Origin of the sequence: Flammeovirga sp. MY04 (genome assembly GCF_001682195.2) — a bacterium.
In the GTDB taxonomy this organism is placed as follows: domain Bacteria; phylum Bacteroidota; class Bacteroidia; order Cytophagales; family Flammeovirgaceae; genus Flammeovirga; species Flammeovirga yaeyamensis.
Genome location: NZ_CP003561.2, coordinates 932,833 through 951,840, shown reverse-complemented (window position 1 = coordinate 951,840; position 19,008 = coordinate 932,833). Strand labels below are relative to the sequence as shown.

Below are 19,008 nucleotides of genomic sequence, written 5' to 3'. Positions count from 1 at the left end.
CTATAAATTAACTATGACTTACTTATAATTAACTATTGGTGTATGCTAAAAACGATTACGTTAAACCTTACTTTTTGCTTTTTCTGTATTACTGTAAATGCTCAGAACTCTGAAGAAATAAAACCATTCAAAAATAAAGCATTGACTATTTCATGGGGATGGAATTGGTCCTCATACTCTGATTCGGATATCAGATTTAAAGGTAAAGGACACGATTTTACATTAAAAGATGTAATGGCTACACACCGTCCTACTCAATTTGATTTTAATGCATATTTTGTTCATTTCACTACTCCTCAATATAATTTTAAAGTATCCTACTTCTTTAATGAACATTGGGATGTTTCATTTGGAGTCGATCATATGAAATATGTAATGATTCAAAATCAGGATGTTTACATCAATGGTTTAATTAACGAGGGAACTCCTTATGATGATGTTTACACCAATGAAAGCATTCAGCTTTCTCAAGACTTCCTTACCTTCGAACATACAGATGGTTTAAATTATCTTTATTTCGGTTTGAATAGATTTGATCAGCTCTATAATTTTAAAAAAATTAATGGCCCCAACATTGGTGTACATGTAACTGAAGGTTTTAGTGCTGGAATTCATCTACCTAAAACGAATGCAAGACTTTTGGGGAAAGATCGAAATGATGTTTTTCATTTATCAGGGTATGGTTTTGATGTAAATGTTGGGCTTAACCTTCTATTTTTTGATTATGTATTTATACAAGGTGATTTAAAACTTGGTTTTGTACATATGCCAGATATTCGATCAACCACTAATAAGAACGATAAAGCGGAACAATACTTTTTTTACAATCAACAAGCCATTCAAATTGGTGGCCGCTTTCCCTTTTGATCAAAATCTGTTAAATTGAAGACTTATTTTATAATGATAGAATATTTTATTTCAATAAGCATCTATCTACATTTTTTCGACTCACAATTAAACTTCGATTCAATGAAACTAATTTCCACATTTGTATTCTATTTTATTTTTATCAATGTCATTTTTTCTCAAAATAAAGAGATTGATGAAGTAAAAGAGTTTCAATCTAAACTTACAGCAGATTATAAAGACCCAGATCATTCGCCTTTAAAAGGCGAAAAGCTGAATGAATTTCAAGGGCATGAATTTTTCCCAATTGACTTAAACTATAGAGTTATCGCCAAATTCAAGAAAGACAAAGGCAAAGTTTTTGGGATGAAAACCTCCACATCAAGAATGGCACAATATAAAAAATATGGAACGCTGTCGTTTGAAATCAATGGAGAGACATTTAAACTAAATGTTTATCAGAGTGAAAGCTTAAAGAAAAGTGAAGAATATAAAGATTATTTGTTCTTACCATTCATGGATCAAACGAATGGCAATACGACTTATGGGGCTGGAAGATATATTGATCTAAGTATACCAAAAGGGAAAACCATTGTTGTAGATTTTAATAAAGCATATAATCCATACTGTGCATACACAGAAGGTTATTCATGCCCTATTCCTCCTCAAGATAATTTTTTAAATACTGAAATAAAGGCTGGGATTAAATCGCCAAAAAAAGCCAATTAGTTTTGAAATGAAAAAAGCAGACCTTAGAAATCTAAGATCTGCTTTTTTTGGTTACTGTCTAATAAACTTATTCTCCTACTGGAATGCTTACAGACGTAGTATCTAATTGAATATCATGTTCTACAAAAAACTCATTGATTTGTTTTTTTGGTAAATATGGAAGCGGATCTGCTTTTGGTGTACAAGAAGCAAATAAAATTGACATTCCAACAATAATAGTTACAAGTAGCTTTTTCATAACAGTAGAAGTTTACAAAATGATAGTAAGGATTTTTGAGAGTTATACTTACAATGTAATTTTTACTTTGCTTTCATATAATTAAACGTAATTGGTGATTAAAAATTCAAGATATTAACACTTGTAAACATATGGTTAAATATATTACATACCTCTATTCTGAAAAGAAATCACAAATAATTACTTGATATACTTGTTTGATTTAGTCAAAAAGGCCTTTTATTGTATTATCTAAACAAAAATATAAGCCTAAAATCCTATGTAAGATTATTAGGTAAAGTAAATTATTACAAAAAAACATTTTGATTAAAATTAAAAAGCTTCTCTACGAGTAATCCAAAATCCTTGTTGATCATAATTCCCTATGGCATAATCAAAACGGAAATTCACTTTCACACCATCAACTAATTGGAATCGAAAACCAGAACCAACACAGTATTTTACATTTTCAAAAGCTGAAGTCCCCTCACTTCCATACACATTACCCACTCCTCCATAAAGTACCATACCCAATCGCCAGAATAAATGACGTCGGTACTCTAACTGTGTCATATAATAGTATTTGTCAATGAATCGTAGAGGATGAACGATATTCCTCATTCTTTTACTTCCTCCCAACTTATTTAAATAATAAAATGGGACATCCCCTTCTTGTGCATGAAATGCAGCAAAAAAACCTAGAATATTTTTATCAGATCGTATTTTAAAAAATTTACTATACTCAATAAAAAAATGAGAGAAATGATAATCATTCCCAAGAAATTTAGGATAGAAACTTAGTGCAACAGAAAGTAATTGACCTTTTGATGGATAATTCACATCGTTTCTGTTATCTATTTTAAATGTAGGGCCAATTCCAAAATTAAAACCTCCATTTAAACCTATAATATCATTTTCATTTATTATCTGATCAAAATCTTCTAATTTATTGTATTGGATATCATACCTAAAACCTAAAAAATAAATATCATTCATCTCGTAAGTTGCTTCACCAAAACTTGCAAACTGACGATTAAAAAAAGAAACTGTATCTGCTGGTGTTAGTTCATTTACACCATAGTAATTAAAAGGTACATATTGATATATACCATCTATTTGAAGGTTCAAGTGCTCTTTACCATAAAAAATTAAACTTGCCTTTGTAGAAAATAAACCTTTTGAAGAAACTAAAATTGAAGGAATTAAAGTGGTAGGTCTTTTATATTTGTCATTATTGTTACTTTCACTTTTAGCAAAAGTAAATACAGGCATTGCACCTATCATAAAGCCAAATTGTTCACTATACCCCCCTAAAGGATAAGTAGTCATTGAAAAAGACTTAGAATCATAAGTGACAATATCAATTAGTTTATCGACAAAGTTTTTATCTTTTAATGAATCTTGTTGAACTTTTTCCTGAGCGAATAAATTTGCAATACAGTTTAGAAAGAGAATGGCAAACCAAAGTCTTGATTTCATGAATAGAGTTTGAAGAGTGATCAGGTTAATAACTAATTATGTTTCTATTTGTTCTAAATATAACCATAAAATTAGTACTAATAATCATCTAGATCACTCATCAAACTAAAATATGTTTACTGAGGTATCATTTCTCCAACATTTACAACACTTATAGTACTTGGTTTTTGGGTTGTTGGATGTTGTTTTCCTTTTGTTAATTCTTCCACTTTCATTGCGATATATAAATCAAGTTCTCTTAAAGAGATAATCTGATCACCTGAGTAATCAGCTTTTCCTTCTCCAAGTCCATCAATTATTGCAGCAGTAAATGCACCATGTTGCCACTCAGAACTTTCCAAGGAACTTTCTTTACCCGTCGAACCTGACATAATTATCACACCATTTTCGTCACTAGATAACGATCGAATAGATTCAGTATTATCAGAGTGAGCAATATTTACCCCTAATTGACCACTATTACATGCGTCCACATAAAGTAAAACCTGTGAAGGTAATTGTGTCATTACATTCGCACAGTCTGCCCATTTCACTGCACTTTTATCAACGTCTTTAAGATCAACATCATGAGGAATTACATAGAAATTATTTTCCCAATTTACTCCATGAGAAGCTATAAAAACAACTGCTAAATCATCTGAAGTTGCATTCTCTGATAACCATTGAAACCCGCTTAAAATATTTTCTTTTTTCGCTTCTTCATTTGTTAATTCCTTGACAAAAACTTCATTAAACAATTTGCCATTAGCTTGTTTTCTATAAATATCAGATATTGCTAAAGCGTCCTTGTCAGCATAATTCAGATTTAAAGTCTTATCGTTGTAATTGGAAATCCCAATAGATAATAAGTAAATATTTTGTGTACTTTTTTGGGTTTTAGTAACTGAACTCATTAAAGTTTCAATATCAAACCCTACATCTGAAGATGAATTCGCTGAATTATTTTTTGATATGCTTCTAGGTTTTGACGTGATTTTAGCAAATTCATTTTCTGCAAAAATTTGAACTTTCATTTGATCATGATGCGTCTTGAATTCTTCCTTAATCTGATAACAATACAGTCCAGAAACTTCAGAAACAGCATTTAAATCAATTGATTTCGGACGACCATCTACTAATATTTTTGCCGTTTTCAATTGTGATTTTGATGTTATCGTAGCATCTACTTTCACCAAATCTGTACCACTTAATTGAGTATGCAAATTTGGAGAAACCCACTCAATTCTAGGCTGTTGTTTTACAAGTTCTTTAGGGTCAACTTTCTTCAAACCTAATGCATTAATTGCTTGATCGAAACTCCCCATTTCAATAATCTTTATAAGCACCTCCTTTTTATGATATCTTTTATCAGCAAAATTTACAGAGTAATAATTACTTAGTTCACCTATTCCCTTACTTTCTAACCAACCAATATATTTTTCACCTCCTGCTGATGCATGATAATATCCTTTAGGCGACCAACACACCCATTCATTGTGTACACTAACAAATAAAGACGCTAATAATTCTCCTGTCTCAATATTCCATAATTTAGTCGTTTGATCATCACTTGATGATATTAAGTACCGCCCATCTTTAGAAACATGAGCAGTTATAACCGAAGCACTATGACCATGAAACTCTTTTACTAATTGAGCACTCTGATTATATAATTTTAATGAGTTACCACTAGAAACAATTACATTTCCTTTTGGTGTAAAACAGTAAGCATTAATTGCTTTATCTCTGTTTTTATCATTTATTACTTTCGAAGACCCAATCTGTAAAGTGTAAGCATTTATTTTTTTTAATGTCACACCTTGACCGTCAATCACGGGCATTTCATATTCTGATTGGTTATCGACATTAAGTTCCATCATTAATTTTTCGAAATCAAAAACCTTATTGTAAGGTTGTCTTTTCTTATGATTTACAGATAAAGCGAAACGTTTCCCTTCTGATCGACCTATTCTTTTATTCGAAAGCCCATCACTTTCGAACTGAAGAATATTTTTTTCTTTTTCAATATCATAAATTGATAAAATCCCTTCTACACCTTTTGCATACACTACATATTTATTAGTGTTGTTAGCAAATCGTGCTGCAGAGATAATTCCTTTTTCTGCTGGAATAAATTTATTCTTTAACCAATTTGAAGTGTTATATATAGTAAGATTCCCTTTGGAATCCACTATCAAACATTCATCCTCACTTTCTGGTAGATCAATAGTGGTGATATAGCCTTTTGCACTTGGAATAACTGCTTCCTCTTCACCTTTTGGAGAATAAATAAAGACTTTACCTTTTGATGTTCCCGCTATAATATGATTGGAAGAAAATTTGATTTTTGTTACGGGCTCAAACGTTTCCCATCGACTTAATAAAGTGGCCTTATCTTTTGTAGCATTTAATTGATATAACTTAATAGATCCATCGAACGAGGCACATACTATTTTTGTACCGTCACTTGAAAAGTCTACTGAATAAACCAAGTCTTCGAAATCATCTATTGAAAGAGTAAAATTGGTTTTCGTCGATTTCAAATGTGGTACATACCATAATTTCACTGTCTTATCTGCACTAGCACTACATAACCATTGTCCATCAGGAGAGAAACTTAAATCAGTAATCACATTAGTATGTCCAATAAATGAAGCAGTTTGGGAAGAGTTGTCTAAATTAATGATTCTAATCTCATTGTTTGGTAAATAGCCAGCTGCCGCTATCATATTCTTATTAGGATGCATACTTAAGGTATTGTAACGACCTTCTTTACCTTTGGCATAAGTTCCCCATAGCGTTTCTTCTAATTCATTATTTCTTAAATCCCAAATACGTATGGTTTTGTCTTCAGAAACCGATACTAGTTTACTATTGTCATTTGTAAAAGCAACTCCTCTCACAAGAGATGAATGTCCTTGTGGATCAATCATTAAGTGCTGACCAAAACAATAGTTGGATAGTAAAAATAATAGAAATAGTTGAATGCTAGATTTCATAGATTATTGATAGTTTCTAAGTTGAAAAACAAATTCACCTCCCTCATGACCAACGTCTTTTAGAGGTTTTCCTTCTGGCTCTTGTTCTGCATTACTCATTACAGATTCTCGAACATACATAGCTAAATTACGAATTGTAATTTTCTCACTTGTATTGTTTCTTAAATAGTTTGTTAAATATTTATTAAAAGGGCTATGTCCGCCTTCTTCTCCATCAGAAACTTCAGTTAAACCTCCAGATGCAAGTCCCCATCTTGAAGGTAAAGATTCTACTCGGTCAGCATATTTCATTCCTCTTGTCCTCACACTAAACATAGAACCAGAGTAACATGCATCAGAAATAAGTAAGGTGTGCTTAGTTTTTAAAGCTTTGATATATTTTAATATTGTTGTGTTAGGTAAATAAGTCGACATATCCTCTTCAGAATGATCCGCATCGACGGGCACCCAATAACCGTCTTGGGTGAAATCATCGTAATATCCATGGCCAGAATAGTAAATCAATAATTTATCCTCATCTCCTACTTTTGCTGCTAAATCTCTAACCAATTTTGATATTTCGGTTTTTGTAACTTTCTCATTGTATAATTCATACACATTTTCAGGTTCATAATGATAATTGTTCAATAATACATTTTTGATGTTTTCAGCATCACTTACAGCATTTTTTAAAGGAGTCCAAGAAGTGTAATTGTTCGCTGCTATCAGGACTAAATAGTTTTTTCCACCTTGAACAGTCTTCACTGCCATTGCAGGAGTAGTATCAATATCTTTTTGATCAAGATTCAAAACAAATTCCTGAATTTCAGATCGGTTTCTAAGAGAATCAGAAACCATTACTCTAAATTTATTTTGTGTTGCTTTAATTGCTTTAAAACCTCTTGATACTGCATTTGGTTTTTCATAACTCACATTAATTTCTACATCAACTGCTCCATTAGGAGCAATATCATCTAGCTTTACTGATCGATCATAATTTAATCCTGTAATGGACATTGAAGCTAATAATTTCACAGTAGGTTTATATGAAGTACCCTCTCCCCAATTTTCAATTCTAAGTTTAATTTTTCCAGATCCTCCCTTTGCAAGCGTCGATTGTCCATTGTCATATACAAACTGTAAGTTGGACATCATTAACTCTGCAGGAAGAATTTTTGATGTCTCTTTATTTTCTGTTTTAACAACTACTTCTTCATAAGTAGAATTCTCTAATACAGGTGTTTCAACTGTAGAAATAACTGGAGTTTCATTTAAATTACTAGAAGAATTTTCATCTGTAGAAAATGAGATAATACTTTTATCCTTTTCCCTTTCTTCTAAAATTGTTTCATTGATGTGTTCCACATGATCAATTAATACCAATGTAGTTTGAAGAAATTCGAAAGCATCTGTTGATTTATTTTCATCAGAAGCAGCTCTATCGATATAAGGTTTGGCTGTTTTTAGTTTTTGCAAAGCCACCTTATTCATTTCTATGCTTTTTGTTTCGAATTCCTCAACACTTAAATCATTTAATCTATTAATGCTTCTAACTGCTTGATTATAATAGATAGTACCAATATTGTAGTTGGTATTGATGTGTTTAGGATCAATTTTCAAGGCTTTCTCATAAGTCTCTATCGCTTCATCAATCTTTCCTTCATTTTGATAAATCACCCCTAATGTATAAGCAAACTCAGGGTTATCCACTTTATCCAATGAATTTTCTAACAAAGCTTTGGCCTCATCGATTTGATTATTTTCGAAATATATTCCAAGTAAAGGACCTGCATACATCTCTGTATGATGAGGATATTTATCCAATCCAATTTTATACAACTGTTCTAAATTACCTGTTTGATTTTGAATACGAGACTGTAGAAGTATTTCAGAGTAATCATAAAAACTAGGTGATGTATATTTAAATACTGAAGAAAACTCCGATTTAAGTTTTTCGAATATTTCTTCATTCATAGCATAAGCCGCCGTCATCGCCCCTTCTAAATAAGCAACAGAATCTGTGGGTAATGTCTCTTTTGCTTTTATGTAGTCCTTTAATGCATTATCAAATTCATCTAATTCATACCAATCTCTGGCACTTTTCATGTGTTTTTCCCAGATCTCTTCAACTGTTTGAGCAGAGGAAAAATTAGAGATGAGAAGGAGACAAACAATCGATAATATTTTATTTATACTTTCCATTATTGAATATTTTTTTCTTCTACTTTTAGATTATTAATCCTCATACTTACTAGCATGAGATCCTTGTTAGTATAGTTTTTATCTCTTGAATAATCTCCCTTTACGCCTATAAGATTTAATGTATTATCATAATCTGACAAGGCAAATATCGACTCGTAAGGCTGTTCTGATTTTAGGACTGTACCATCTTTTGCCTGACCAAAACTATCTATTTTTAGTATGGCAGTATTAAACTTACCAAACTCCATATTATTTGCCAATAAGATGTTTGTCTCATTTATATCACTTAGTTTATTGATATTTGCTACCAATAAAAATTGATTTTGTAGTGGAAGAATTTCAGTAATCATTCCTTGCATCAAATAATTTGATGACCACAATTGTTCACCATCAATTTTAATGTTTTGAATATTTAGAGTATCGTATTCTTGAATTGAATTTTTTGTCTTCCCTTTATAAGCAATCAGATAACTTTTTGTTTCCTGTAAATATTCGAAAACTCTTGGGTATCGCTGACTAGAAACTGGAATTTCATTTAATTGATCACCTGTTTTGGCATCAAAAATAACTACCTTATTATCAAGACTTATTTCATTATCGCCAACCTTTATACCTTCAGCCGTAAGCATTAAATGAACAACACCACCTTTTACATTAATACTTGGAATATCGATGTTTGGAGCATCTTGATACGCTTTCTTATCAAATTCGTATTTTGAGAGCCAGTTTACTTCATTCAACGTATCGATATCAGCTATAAAAACCGCTAAACTTTTCTTGTCCCTAATTGTACCGATTACTAAAGTATGATCATCTTTATTCGGTCTTGTATGAATGGTCTTCATTCTTCTGACGATAAAATCGTTTGTTTCCTGAATGGACTCCAAACTAATTGAATCCTTTTGATAAGACACAAACTGTGCAGAATCTGAAGGTGTTGATGAGAAGTAATTTTCTATAATTGTTTTTAATAGATCCTCTGATTTTTGCTGTGTTAGTTTAATCCTAGATTTTTCATTATTGACATAATTTGATAAATCATCTTGGTATTCTTGAGCAAAAAATGTTGCATGTTTTTTATAACCCATACTGTTCTGATCAGTAGATATTTTTCTTAAACGATGTATAGCTTTATTACATTCTGTCCAAATATCTGCTTGTGATCTGATATATTTTAAATCGGCTTTTCTTCCGGTATTCAATACATTAGAATAAGTAATTTGATTCAGTAAATTGATCTTTTGTTCTTTGTACTCAAAAATATTTACAGGATATGCATTTGGATCATACTTTTTAATTTTACCTATTTTACGAACATCCAGATAGAAGCGATCCTCACTCGGAATTTTTGATTTTTCTTTTTGAATAATTACATCATTTAAATAATGATCATATGCGGTCACTAAGTTTCTCATAGGCAAAATTTCAGCTTGATAAAATTGCGAGACATCATCATACCACTTAGCATAATTCCACAGTCGAATATCTTCATTTAAGAAACTTGTTGTAGTTAAACCGTGAATTCTATAATTATCAATTCCAACTTCTATTATTTCAGTTGTATAGCCTTCAATAGGATGAACTTCTAAAGCTTGCTTATATCTTTGGAAAGCATCTAATGCCTTTTGATAATGATCTTTTATCGGTTGAATTTCGGCAAAGATATTATCATGTTCTGCTAAAATGTAAAAGTCTTTTATGGTTGGGTACTTCCCGCATACCTCTCTAAATTGCTCATTTGCAATCAAATACTCATTGATACATTCTTTAAAATTGATATAAATACTATCAACTTCTGATTTTTGTTTTGCAAGCACTTCTTTTCTCCTCGCTAGCTCACTTTGAATCTCAATTTGAGTTACCTTTTCTAAACCTTTTCCTTGGTTAGCAGGAAATTGTAGAAACTCTAAATAATATCGTTTCCATTTCTTTTTGATTTCTTTTTCTGTGAGGCTTTTCTCAAATAATTCAATGTATCGAGATGCAGAATCACATGTTGATTGAATCGCTTGATATTGTCTGAGTACATCAAATGAATTGATTCTTTGATAATAATATTCACTTACCTGAAACAAAGGATTAACCTCCAAAGGTTGATATTTGATGATCTTCTTTAATTCTTGCAACTGTGCATCAGATATTTCAGTATTATAATGAGGTTTTAATTCAAGGTAATACTTCTTATAATCAATATCTTCGTATTTCTTTCTCTCTAATATTGTGGCGATATCTTCCTCTTCTTTTTCTTTGTTTTGTGAATACACAAAAATATTACAAAATAGAAGTAATAATGTGATGATATATTGAATGCTGTTTTTCATAGTTTCGTAAATTTTGGGTTAGTTATTAATTTCAAGAACCATTAATTCTACCCTTCTATTCATCGCTTTGTTTTCTTCAGTATCATTTAATACTGTGGGCTGGGATTCTCCATAACCTTTAGGTACCAATCGATTTTTAGGGATACCAAAATCCATGACATACATCGCCACATTTTTTGCTCTGTGTTCAGATAATTTCATATTGTATCGATCAGAACCTACATCATCTGTATGAGCTGCTAATTCTACTACGATATTCGGATTATCCTTCATCAGTTTAACTAAACGCCTTAATTCTCTAAAACTACTTTCGATAATTTCAGATGAATTAGATTCAAAAAGAATATCTTTCAGTGGAAGCTTACTATTAGGTTTTAGCTCTGTAAGAGCTACATCAAATTCTTTTTTATCGGAAGCTTTTAATTTTGATGAGAAAAACGAATATCCTCTTGGGCTTCTTACCTCTATTTCATAAGAGGCTCCATCTCTAACTTCAATCTTGTATTTACCATCTTCACCCATTTCTGCTTCAACTTCTATCCTTTCATCGGTATCAGTATTTATTAAGACGATTTTGGCCATAATACCTTCTTCAGTAGCTGCATCTGCAACATTAAATTGCATTTCTACTTTGTTCGGCATTAGATCAATCGACTTCTCGAATTTTTGATACAGTAGCATAGTACTCAAATCAAAAGTGAATGATTGGGTTTGAAAATTTTCTTTGCTCACCTGTACCTCATATAAATGCCCTATTGGTAGCTTTAATGAATAGGAAGTGAGTTTTTCATTAAAAATAATATCAATATCATCAATTGGTAAGTTTGTTTCTTTGTTATAAACAACAATATTGCTTTCAATTTTTGACATTAAATCAGCATCAAATACTTCTAAGTTTAGTAATGCATGACTAAATAAGTTGATGTTCTTCTTTTCTCTTTCGTAGTGTTTCAAATCAGATAAATCTTCCTGAAAGATATAGGTTGAATACCCTTCTTTGGTCACCAGAATTTCATAATCAATACCTTCTGTTAATACTAGTGCGAATTTTCCATCTTCCGCCACTGGCAATTCAAATAACCTTTCTGTTGTCGATCTATCTCTAACAAAAAATGTAGCTTGTACAGGCGATTGATCTTTAGAATCAATAATTTGACCCTGAATCGTTTTATTTTTATACTGTTTGAATTCCTCAGTAATTTGAATTGTATAAATATCTTCCTGCTGCATTTCACCAGGGTATTTCTTCAAAACTTTTGGATCTGGTTTGCCTCTATTCAAATAGTAAAGGGTTTCTCCTGAAGCAGAAATTGATGCAAATGTGTCTGTACCAGGCGTGTTGACGAAATGCATGTTTACAGGTTCAGACCACTCCCCGTTAAATCCTAATTTTGACATCCATAAGTCATAATCTCCTTTACCTCCGGCTCTAATTGATGAAAATATTAATGTTCTACCATCAGATAAAATTCTTGGTGCTTTTTCGCATTCCAAATTAATAGGTGCAGGAAGTGCTTCTGGTATTCCCCACTCTCCATTACTTTGTTTTTCCGACACATATATTTCGAAACATGTATTAGAATCTGATATACTATATGCATCGAAACGCATGAAATACAAATGCGTACCATCCGCAGAAATAGAAGGGAAACTTTCATGGTATTTGGTATTGATAGGACTTCCTATATTTTTAGGTGAAGACCATTTATCGCCAATTCTTTCACTGTAATAGATATCTTCTGCACCTAAACCTTCATCGAGATTGGCGAAAAAATACAAAGTGTTACCATCATAGGAAATCACAGGTCCTCCAATTAAATCATCTGGATTTGCATAGTTATTTACGCTATCTATGCCAACGGGATCTGACCAAGTTAAGCCATTATCTTTTGTAATTGTTTCGTAAATCCCCCAATTATCACCGTCCTTTCTATTGGCTTGAAAAATCAGTATTGTTCCATCTGCATTTAAAGAAGGAGCATATTCCCTATATAATGGTGAACTTACATTATCTGGTAATTTCTGTGCCTTTATTTTTATTTGTCCAAAACCAATCATTGGAATTAGGATAAATGCAGTGAGTAAATGTAGAAATGATTTTGAGAAAAATTTGTAGAAAAATCGCATGATCGTATTAAATAAATATCTATTCTAATTTGCTGGTAGAGTTGTGATTAACAATCGCTTTTCAGAAAAAGCCACCTCTTGTTCTAGATCTGAAAATTGCCTATTCACATTATTAATTGTTTCAATATCATCTTGTATAAAATAATAACCTTGATCTTCTGAAGTTGAAAGTGGTTTAAAATTACTTCCTGTTTTGGCAAATACTTGAAGCGTTTCCACTCCAAATGGCGGATAACATTCAAATTCTTGGCTCACTTTTACCATTTGATTCACCTGCTGAGCAGTTATTTCATAATTATCTAATAGGAGTACCTTTGTTCCATCTGCTAAATGATAAATAAACCTTACTTTACACGGTCTATTTACTTTAACATACAAGGACATAATCTCCCCCTTTTCATAAATAGGGCTTTTATTTCCCTTATTGGTAATCACATCTAAGGACAACCCTTGATTATTAGATTGATTAGAAGTAATCAGACCTTGAACCTTAAGTGCGTAATCAAGATTGTCGGGTTTAAAGGGAGTATCTCCTAATTTTTTCTTAAGTATTTTAGATTCACTTCCACCTTGAATATTCCCACTCTCTTTATCTCTTAAAATGGAAAGTACTCGGAGAGATTCTCCTTCTTCCCAAATTGTCCCTTGCAATTCAAATTTCGTAGTAGCATTGGTAGCATCAAGCACTCTAAACTTAGATTGAGATGATAGCTTACTAGTTAATAAAGCATGTAATTTCATAGATAACTTACTTCCCATTTTGGTATCCTCGAAAGTAAAATTATCAACTCGTAGTGTTTGATTGGATAATTGAACCTGATCGTTAATTATCGATGCTATATCATTTGCTAATTCATCTACAGATGAAATATGGGTATTCAATAATTCTTTGTTTGTTTTTTCTATCTCTGTTTGATAATTAATAAACTCATTGTAATTCAAATCAATTTTATCCCCTAAAGTGATAGATACAGCATAAAGCTCCTCTACTTCTCTAAAAATTGGAATCACCTTTCTGATTGTCTCTTTTGCTGCAATGATATTTTCGCTTGCTATATAATTATCAATTTGATTCTTTAACGTCTTAATTTTTTGATTGGCTTCACTAACTCTTTTTCTATTGATAGACAATAGCTCTTTAATTTCAATGTATATAAAAGTATACAAAATGGCTTTTTTCTCATCGTAATAATCCATCTGATGTAAACCACTTAAATTTACATTAGAAAATGAGGTACTATTTTGTTTAAAGTTTTCATAGCTAGCTCCTGATGCATTCGCTATTTCTGTCTTGCTTACGCTCTCTATTTGTACTGATACGTTCTCAGCTAATTCTTTTTTTGCATCAAGTTTTAGCTGTGCCAAACGGTCTGATTTATTTTCAGATGTGACGTTGACTGCTACTTGATAAGCTGTTAAAAACTTGTCTGTAGGATAATTGATTAATCTGTATTCTGCTTTTAACCAAACAGGGTCTCCTTTAGCAATAAGATTTAAAGGTATAAATAGAACACAAATAACAATAAGATGAAGATAGTTTCGTAAAAATTTTTGCATCAGTTCGAAGTAAGATAATTAATTAAGAGAATAGCAAGAATCAATGTAAATATAGCTATATATTTAAAATAATGTTGATATATGTTAAATAATTAAAGAAAATAATTGAAATAAATTCATTAAAAATTACAGGTCAAGTACTCTTCTAAACCACTTATTTTACCATGAATTCACATATAAGTGAATGATTTAAATTAAATCTTGGCTTTTTTCTACATTTTTAATCTATATTAGCTAGACTATATAACTCAAATGATTTCGAGATATTATCAAAATTTACTCTCTTTGAGTTTTCAAAAACTAAATTTATCTTTTTATATGAAACAAAAACTTTCATTTATTATTACTCTTTTATTTTGTTCTGTTTTACTGACGAATCAAGGTGCTTTTGCTCAAACTAAAAAAGAAAAAAAGAAGACTTTAAAAGAGATGAAAGGCAGATCTATAAAGGATGCCAGAAAACAAGCAAAAGCTTTAGAAAAAGAAGGTTATCAAGTAATTCCTGGTGATCTACCAATGGAAAAGCAAATTGAAAATTCTTATGTAGCACGTTTAGCAAAAGATGAAGATGGTAATCCAAAATATTTTGTAGCCTACCAACAATCTAAAGGCGAAACATTTGCTGCTGCAAAACAAGCTGCTTATCAATTGTGCCTAACAGAGCTTGCTACACAAATTGGATCTGAGATTTTAGGTAGAATTAAATCATCTGTAAGTAATTCAGAAGGAATGTCGGATGCTACATCTGCGACTCAAGTGATTGCTTCTTATCAGAATAATGTGACTGCTCGTTTAGGAAGAACGGATCAGATTGTAATGCTTAAGAAAGTAGATAAATTAACCTATATCACATTATCTATTAAATATCCTGTTGCTGAAGCAGAAAGAATCGTAAAAGAAGATTTACGTAAGAAACTGGAAACAGAAGCAAATTTAGGACAAGATGAAATCAATAGCTTGTTAGATATTCGATAAAAAATATTCTCCATAAAAAAACCTCGGCAATTACTTGTCGAGGTTTTTTTATGCATTTCAATTAACGAGAAGCAGCATACATTTCATCAATTTCTGCTTTGTAGTTTTCGTCAATTGTTTTTCTCTTCAACTTCAATGTTGGTGTCATTTCTCCTTTTTCTTGAGAGAACTCTTTTGGAAGTAAAGTGAATTTTTTCACTTTTTCGAAATTAGCCAAATCATGTTGTGCTTTTTCTATTCTTGATTCATACATTCTAATAATTTTAGAATCTTTAATCAATTCTTCCTTCGATGAGTAAGAGATATTATGCTCTTTGGCATACTCTTCTAATGACTCAAATGTAGGTACAATCAATGCCGACACAAAGTTTCTTGCATCAGCAATTGTAGCAATTTGCTCTACAAAATGATCTTTACCAATCTTACCTTCAACAAGTTGAGGTGCGATATATTTACCATTTGATGTTTTCATTAACTCTTTGATACGATCAGTAATCAATAAGTTACCCTTTTCATCAAATTCTCCTTTATCACCTGTTTTGAAGTAGCCATCTTCTGTAAATACTTTAGCAGTTTCTTCTGGTTTATTGTAATAACCTTTCATCACTACTTTAGATTTTACTAAGATTTCACCTGTAGCTTCATCAATTTTGATATCGCAACCAGGCATAGTAGTACCAATTGTACTTGTATAGAATTTTTCATTTAAATGCCATGCTGAAACTGTTGCAGTTGTTTCAGTAAGACCATATCCTAAAATAATTGGGATACCGATAGAATGGAAGAAAGTACCAATTTCTGGATCTAATTTCGCTCCACCTGCTGGCATAAAGCGAATATTACCTCCTAATAATTTTTGGAATTTACTTAGCACTAATTTTGTCGCTAAATTAAATTTCATTTTATCGAAAGTTCCTAAAGTCGTTCCTTCTTGTTTTGCATCAAACGCTTTTTTACCCATACCTACAGCCCAATGGAAAAGCTTTTGTGTGGTAGGTTTCGCTTTTGCTACTTTATCATGAATAGCAGAGAAGATTTTTTCATAGAAACGAGGTACAGCACACATTACATGTGGTTTCGCTTCAACTAATGCTTCTTTTATTTGTTTTACATCTTCTAAATAGCAGTTCGTACCACCGTTATAGAAAACATACATTGACCATGTTCTTTCAAAAACGTGAGAAAGTGGCAAGAAACTTAGGTTTACATCGCCTTCATTAAAATCAACTAATACTGTGTGTGCATCAAATTGTGAAATGAAATTGTTGTAATCCAACATTACACCTTTTGGTTCTCCAGTAGTTCCTGATGTATAAATTAATGTAGCTAAATCATCAAAATTAGCATCGTTAATACGTTGATTAAATTCTTCTTCTACATCTGAAGATGCTGTTTCTAAGAAATCAACCCACTGAATACCAGCCTTGTGGTGGCGAAGGTGTGTTTCTTTTTTCATTGCAACTATATGAGTCAACGATTCACATCTATCGAAAACTTCAATAGCATTATCATATTGTTCCTGATCACCAACAAAAAGTACTTTAATCTGTGCATCATTAATGATGTAAGCCGCTTGATGTGATGTACTAGTCGCATAAATTGATACAGCTACCCCCCTCATTTGTTGAGTAGCGAAATCTGCTACTGTCCAGAAAGGCATGTTCTGTGCATAAATACCCACTTTGTCTTGAACACCAATCCCATTTGAAATCAATGCTTTTGATACTGCATCGATTTCACTTCCGAAATCTGCCCATGAAATGCTTTCCCAAAGATTGTCGGCTACTCTAAAACGTGCCGCCTCTTTGGTATTTAATTTCTCTACCTGAGTTCTAATCTTATGTACTAAGTGTGATGTATGTGACATTAAAATTATATTAAGTTGTTTGTTCCAATGTAGTATTGAAGAATACTTTCAACCTCCTTACAACAAGTTGTAACAATTAAATGTGACAAATAATTCTTTAAATAATTTAAAATTTAACGAAAAAATGTAAATAAATGAGAAATGACACAAAAAAAGGGTATTTAAACCCTCCTTTTGTGTCACATATTATTCTAATCGTTATCTCATGTTTTATTTTACTCTTCGTCTTCAAAATCTGATGCTGAAAAATTCATCATTCCAGATAATAAATCAGAGAACGTTGTTTTTGACAAAATTGCATGTTTACTCAACTGACTAAATTCGGCTAAACCATGTAATACAAATTCCATATGGTAGAATGTTTCTTCTTCAGTAAGATTTTCATTTTGCTTTGTCACTAAAGCTCTTAATGTGGGTACTTGATCAAGCAAATTCTGATACACTTTTGTAGAAACATCATTGATGATATCTAATTTATGTCCATTACCAAACCAATCTAAAACATATTGATATGGATTATCATCGTCTTTTCTCACTTTTTCAGGAGAAGGATAAATCTCTAAAAATTGTTTTCTAATCGCTTTACTAATCAAACTTTGAGCGACCTCTCCTGCTCCTTCTTGCTCACCTTCATACACCAATTCAATTTTACCGGTAATAGCGGGAATCGTACCCATCAAATCAGATACTCTAATGTAAGTACTCTCCTCTCCATTGATTAACAATCTTCTTTCGGCACTTGAATATAAATTTTCCATTGCAGAGATGGTCAAACGAGCTGAAACACCACTTTTTTCATCTACAAACTCACTTTCTCTTGCCTCAAAGGCAATTTGTTCTATGAGGTTATTTGCCAATAGGTTTGAAGTAATCACTTCTTTTTGAGAAGTCTGTATTTGTGCTTCTTGCTCTGTGATTTTACGGGCAACTTCAATTTCTTTTGGATAATGAGTGATTATTTGAGATTCAATTCTATCCTTTAGAGGAGTCACAATACTACCTCTATTGGTATAATCTTCTGGGTTAGCTGTAAATACAAATTGTATATCTAATGGAAGACGTAATTTGAAACCTCTAATTTGAATATCACCTTCCTGAAGGATATTAAAAAGTGCCACTTGAATTCTCGGTTGTAAGTCAGGCAACTCATTAATCACAAAGATTGATCGATGGGATCTAGGAATTAATCCATAATGAATCACTCTTTCATCAGAATAACTTAATTTATTCGTAGCTGCTTTTATTGGGTCAATATCACCTACTAAATCAGCAACTGATACATCTGGCGTAGCTAATTTTTCAGTAAATCGCTCTTCTCTATTCCACCATATTATGGGTGTATCATCACCTTTCTCACTAATTTGAGCTTTCGCAAAATAGGATAATGGAGCTAAAGGATCATCATTCAATTCTGATCCTTTCACTACAGGTATTACTTCGTCTAACAAATGAACCATTAATCGTGCAATACGAGTTTTAGCCTGTCCTCTTAGACCTAATAAATTGATATTATGTTTCGACAATATTGCTCTTTCCAATTCTGGAATAACAGTATCTTCATATCCCCATATTTCTGGAAAAGGATTTTGTTTTTCTTTTAATTTTAGGATCAAATTATCTCTTAACTCGTCCTTTACACTTTTTGATTGATATCCGGCAACCTTTAATTCGCCTAGAGTTGTAATCTTTAATTTTTCTTCCGTAGAAAGTTTAGCGTACATATTATTTATT

Annotated in this window: 12 protein-coding genes; 3 read left to right on the top strand and 9 right to left on the bottom strand. The window is 31.7% G+C overall.

The features are described from left to right. The first annotated feature begins 42 nt into the window (after positions 1 to 42). Entirely contained in the window at positions 43 to 867 is an 825-nt protein-coding gene (locus tag MY04_RS23685; RefSeq protein WP_066214986.1) for a hypothetical protein, read from the top strand. A gap of 102 nt (positions 868 to 969) precedes the next feature. Further along, positions 970 to 1,575: a DUF1684 domain-containing protein gene (locus tag MY04_RS23680; protein ID WP_066214984.1), complete on the top strand. Its 606-nt coding sequence runs from the start codon at positions 970 to 972 to the stop codon at positions 1,573 to 1,575. Between the two features lie 67 nt (positions 1,576 to 1,642). Here the strand turns inward: MY04_RS23680 and MY04_RS23675 are convergent, their stop codons facing one another. The 7 genes from MY04_RS23675 to MY04_RS23645 form a co-directional block, all read right to left on the bottom strand. Further along, positions 1,643 to 1,813 carry a hypothetical protein gene (locus MY04_RS23675; RefSeq protein ID WP_158297880.1) on the bottom strand — a complete coding sequence of 57 codons (171 nt, stop codon included), beginning with the start codon at positions 1,811 to 1,813 and terminating at the stop codon, positions 1,643 to 1,645. Positions 1,814 to 2,125: 312 nt separating this feature from the next. Beyond that, the gene (locus MY04_RS23670; protein ID WP_066214983.1) at positions 2,126 to 3,271 is read right to left on the bottom strand and encodes a BamA/TamA family outer membrane protein; all 1,146 of its coding nucleotides are present in this window, start codon (positions 3,269 to 3,271) and stop codon (positions 2,126 to 2,128) included. A 116-nt stretch (positions 3,272 to 3,387) separates the two neighbouring features. Then, entirely contained in the window at positions 3,388 to 6,249 is a 2,862-nt protein-coding gene (locus MY04_RS23665) for a caspase family protein (protein ID WP_066214982.1), read from the bottom strand. Between the two features lie 3 nt (positions 6,250 to 6,252). Beyond that, complete coding sequence (locus MY04_RS23660) at positions 6,253 to 8,430, bottom strand: caspase family protein (protein ID WP_066214980.1); 2,178 nt, start codon at positions 8,428 to 8,430, stop codon at positions 6,253 to 6,255. Continuing rightward, positions 8,430 to 10,751, bottom strand: a complete 2,322-nt coding sequence (locus MY04_RS23655) for a hypothetical protein (RefSeq protein WP_066214978.1) — start codon at positions 10,749 to 10,751, stop codon at positions 8,430 to 8,432. The genes MY04_RS23660 and MY04_RS23655 overlap by 1 nt, the downstream gene beginning before the upstream one ends. A gap of 18 nt (positions 10,752 to 10,769) precedes the next feature. Then, positions 10,770 to 12,878, bottom strand: coding sequence for an OmpA family protein (locus MY04_RS23650; RefSeq protein WP_066214975.1), 2,109 nt, complete (start codon positions 12,876 to 12,878; stop codon positions 10,770 to 10,772). 24 nt (positions 12,879 to 12,902) lie between these two features. Next, positions 12,903 to 14,435: a hypothetical protein gene (locus MY04_RS23645; RefSeq protein WP_066214973.1), complete on the bottom strand. Its 1,533-nt coding sequence runs from the start codon at positions 14,433 to 14,435 to the stop codon at positions 12,903 to 12,905. A gap of 318 nt (positions 14,436 to 14,753) precedes the next feature. On the opposite strand from MY04_RS23645, the gene MY04_RS23640 reads away from it, so the two are divergent. Then, a complete protein-coding gene (locus MY04_RS23640; RefSeq protein WP_066214971.1) occupies positions 14,754 to 15,410 on the top strand; it encodes a hypothetical protein in 657 nt (218 codons plus the stop codon). 61 nt (positions 15,411 to 15,471) lie between these two features. Here the strand turns inward: MY04_RS23640 and MY04_RS23635 are convergent, their stop codons facing one another. After that, complete coding sequence (locus MY04_RS23635) at positions 15,472 to 17,277, bottom strand: AMP-dependent synthetase/ligase (RefSeq protein WP_066214969.1); 1,806 nt, start codon at positions 17,275 to 17,277, stop codon at positions 15,472 to 15,474. Between the two features lie 215 nt (positions 17,278 to 17,492). After that, positions 17,493 to 18,998: a magnesium chelatase gene (locus MY04_RS23630; protein ID WP_066214966.1), complete on the bottom strand. Its 1,506-nt coding sequence runs from the start codon at positions 18,996 to 18,998 to the stop codon at positions 17,493 to 17,495. Positions 18,999 to 19,008: the final 10 nt, after the last annotated feature.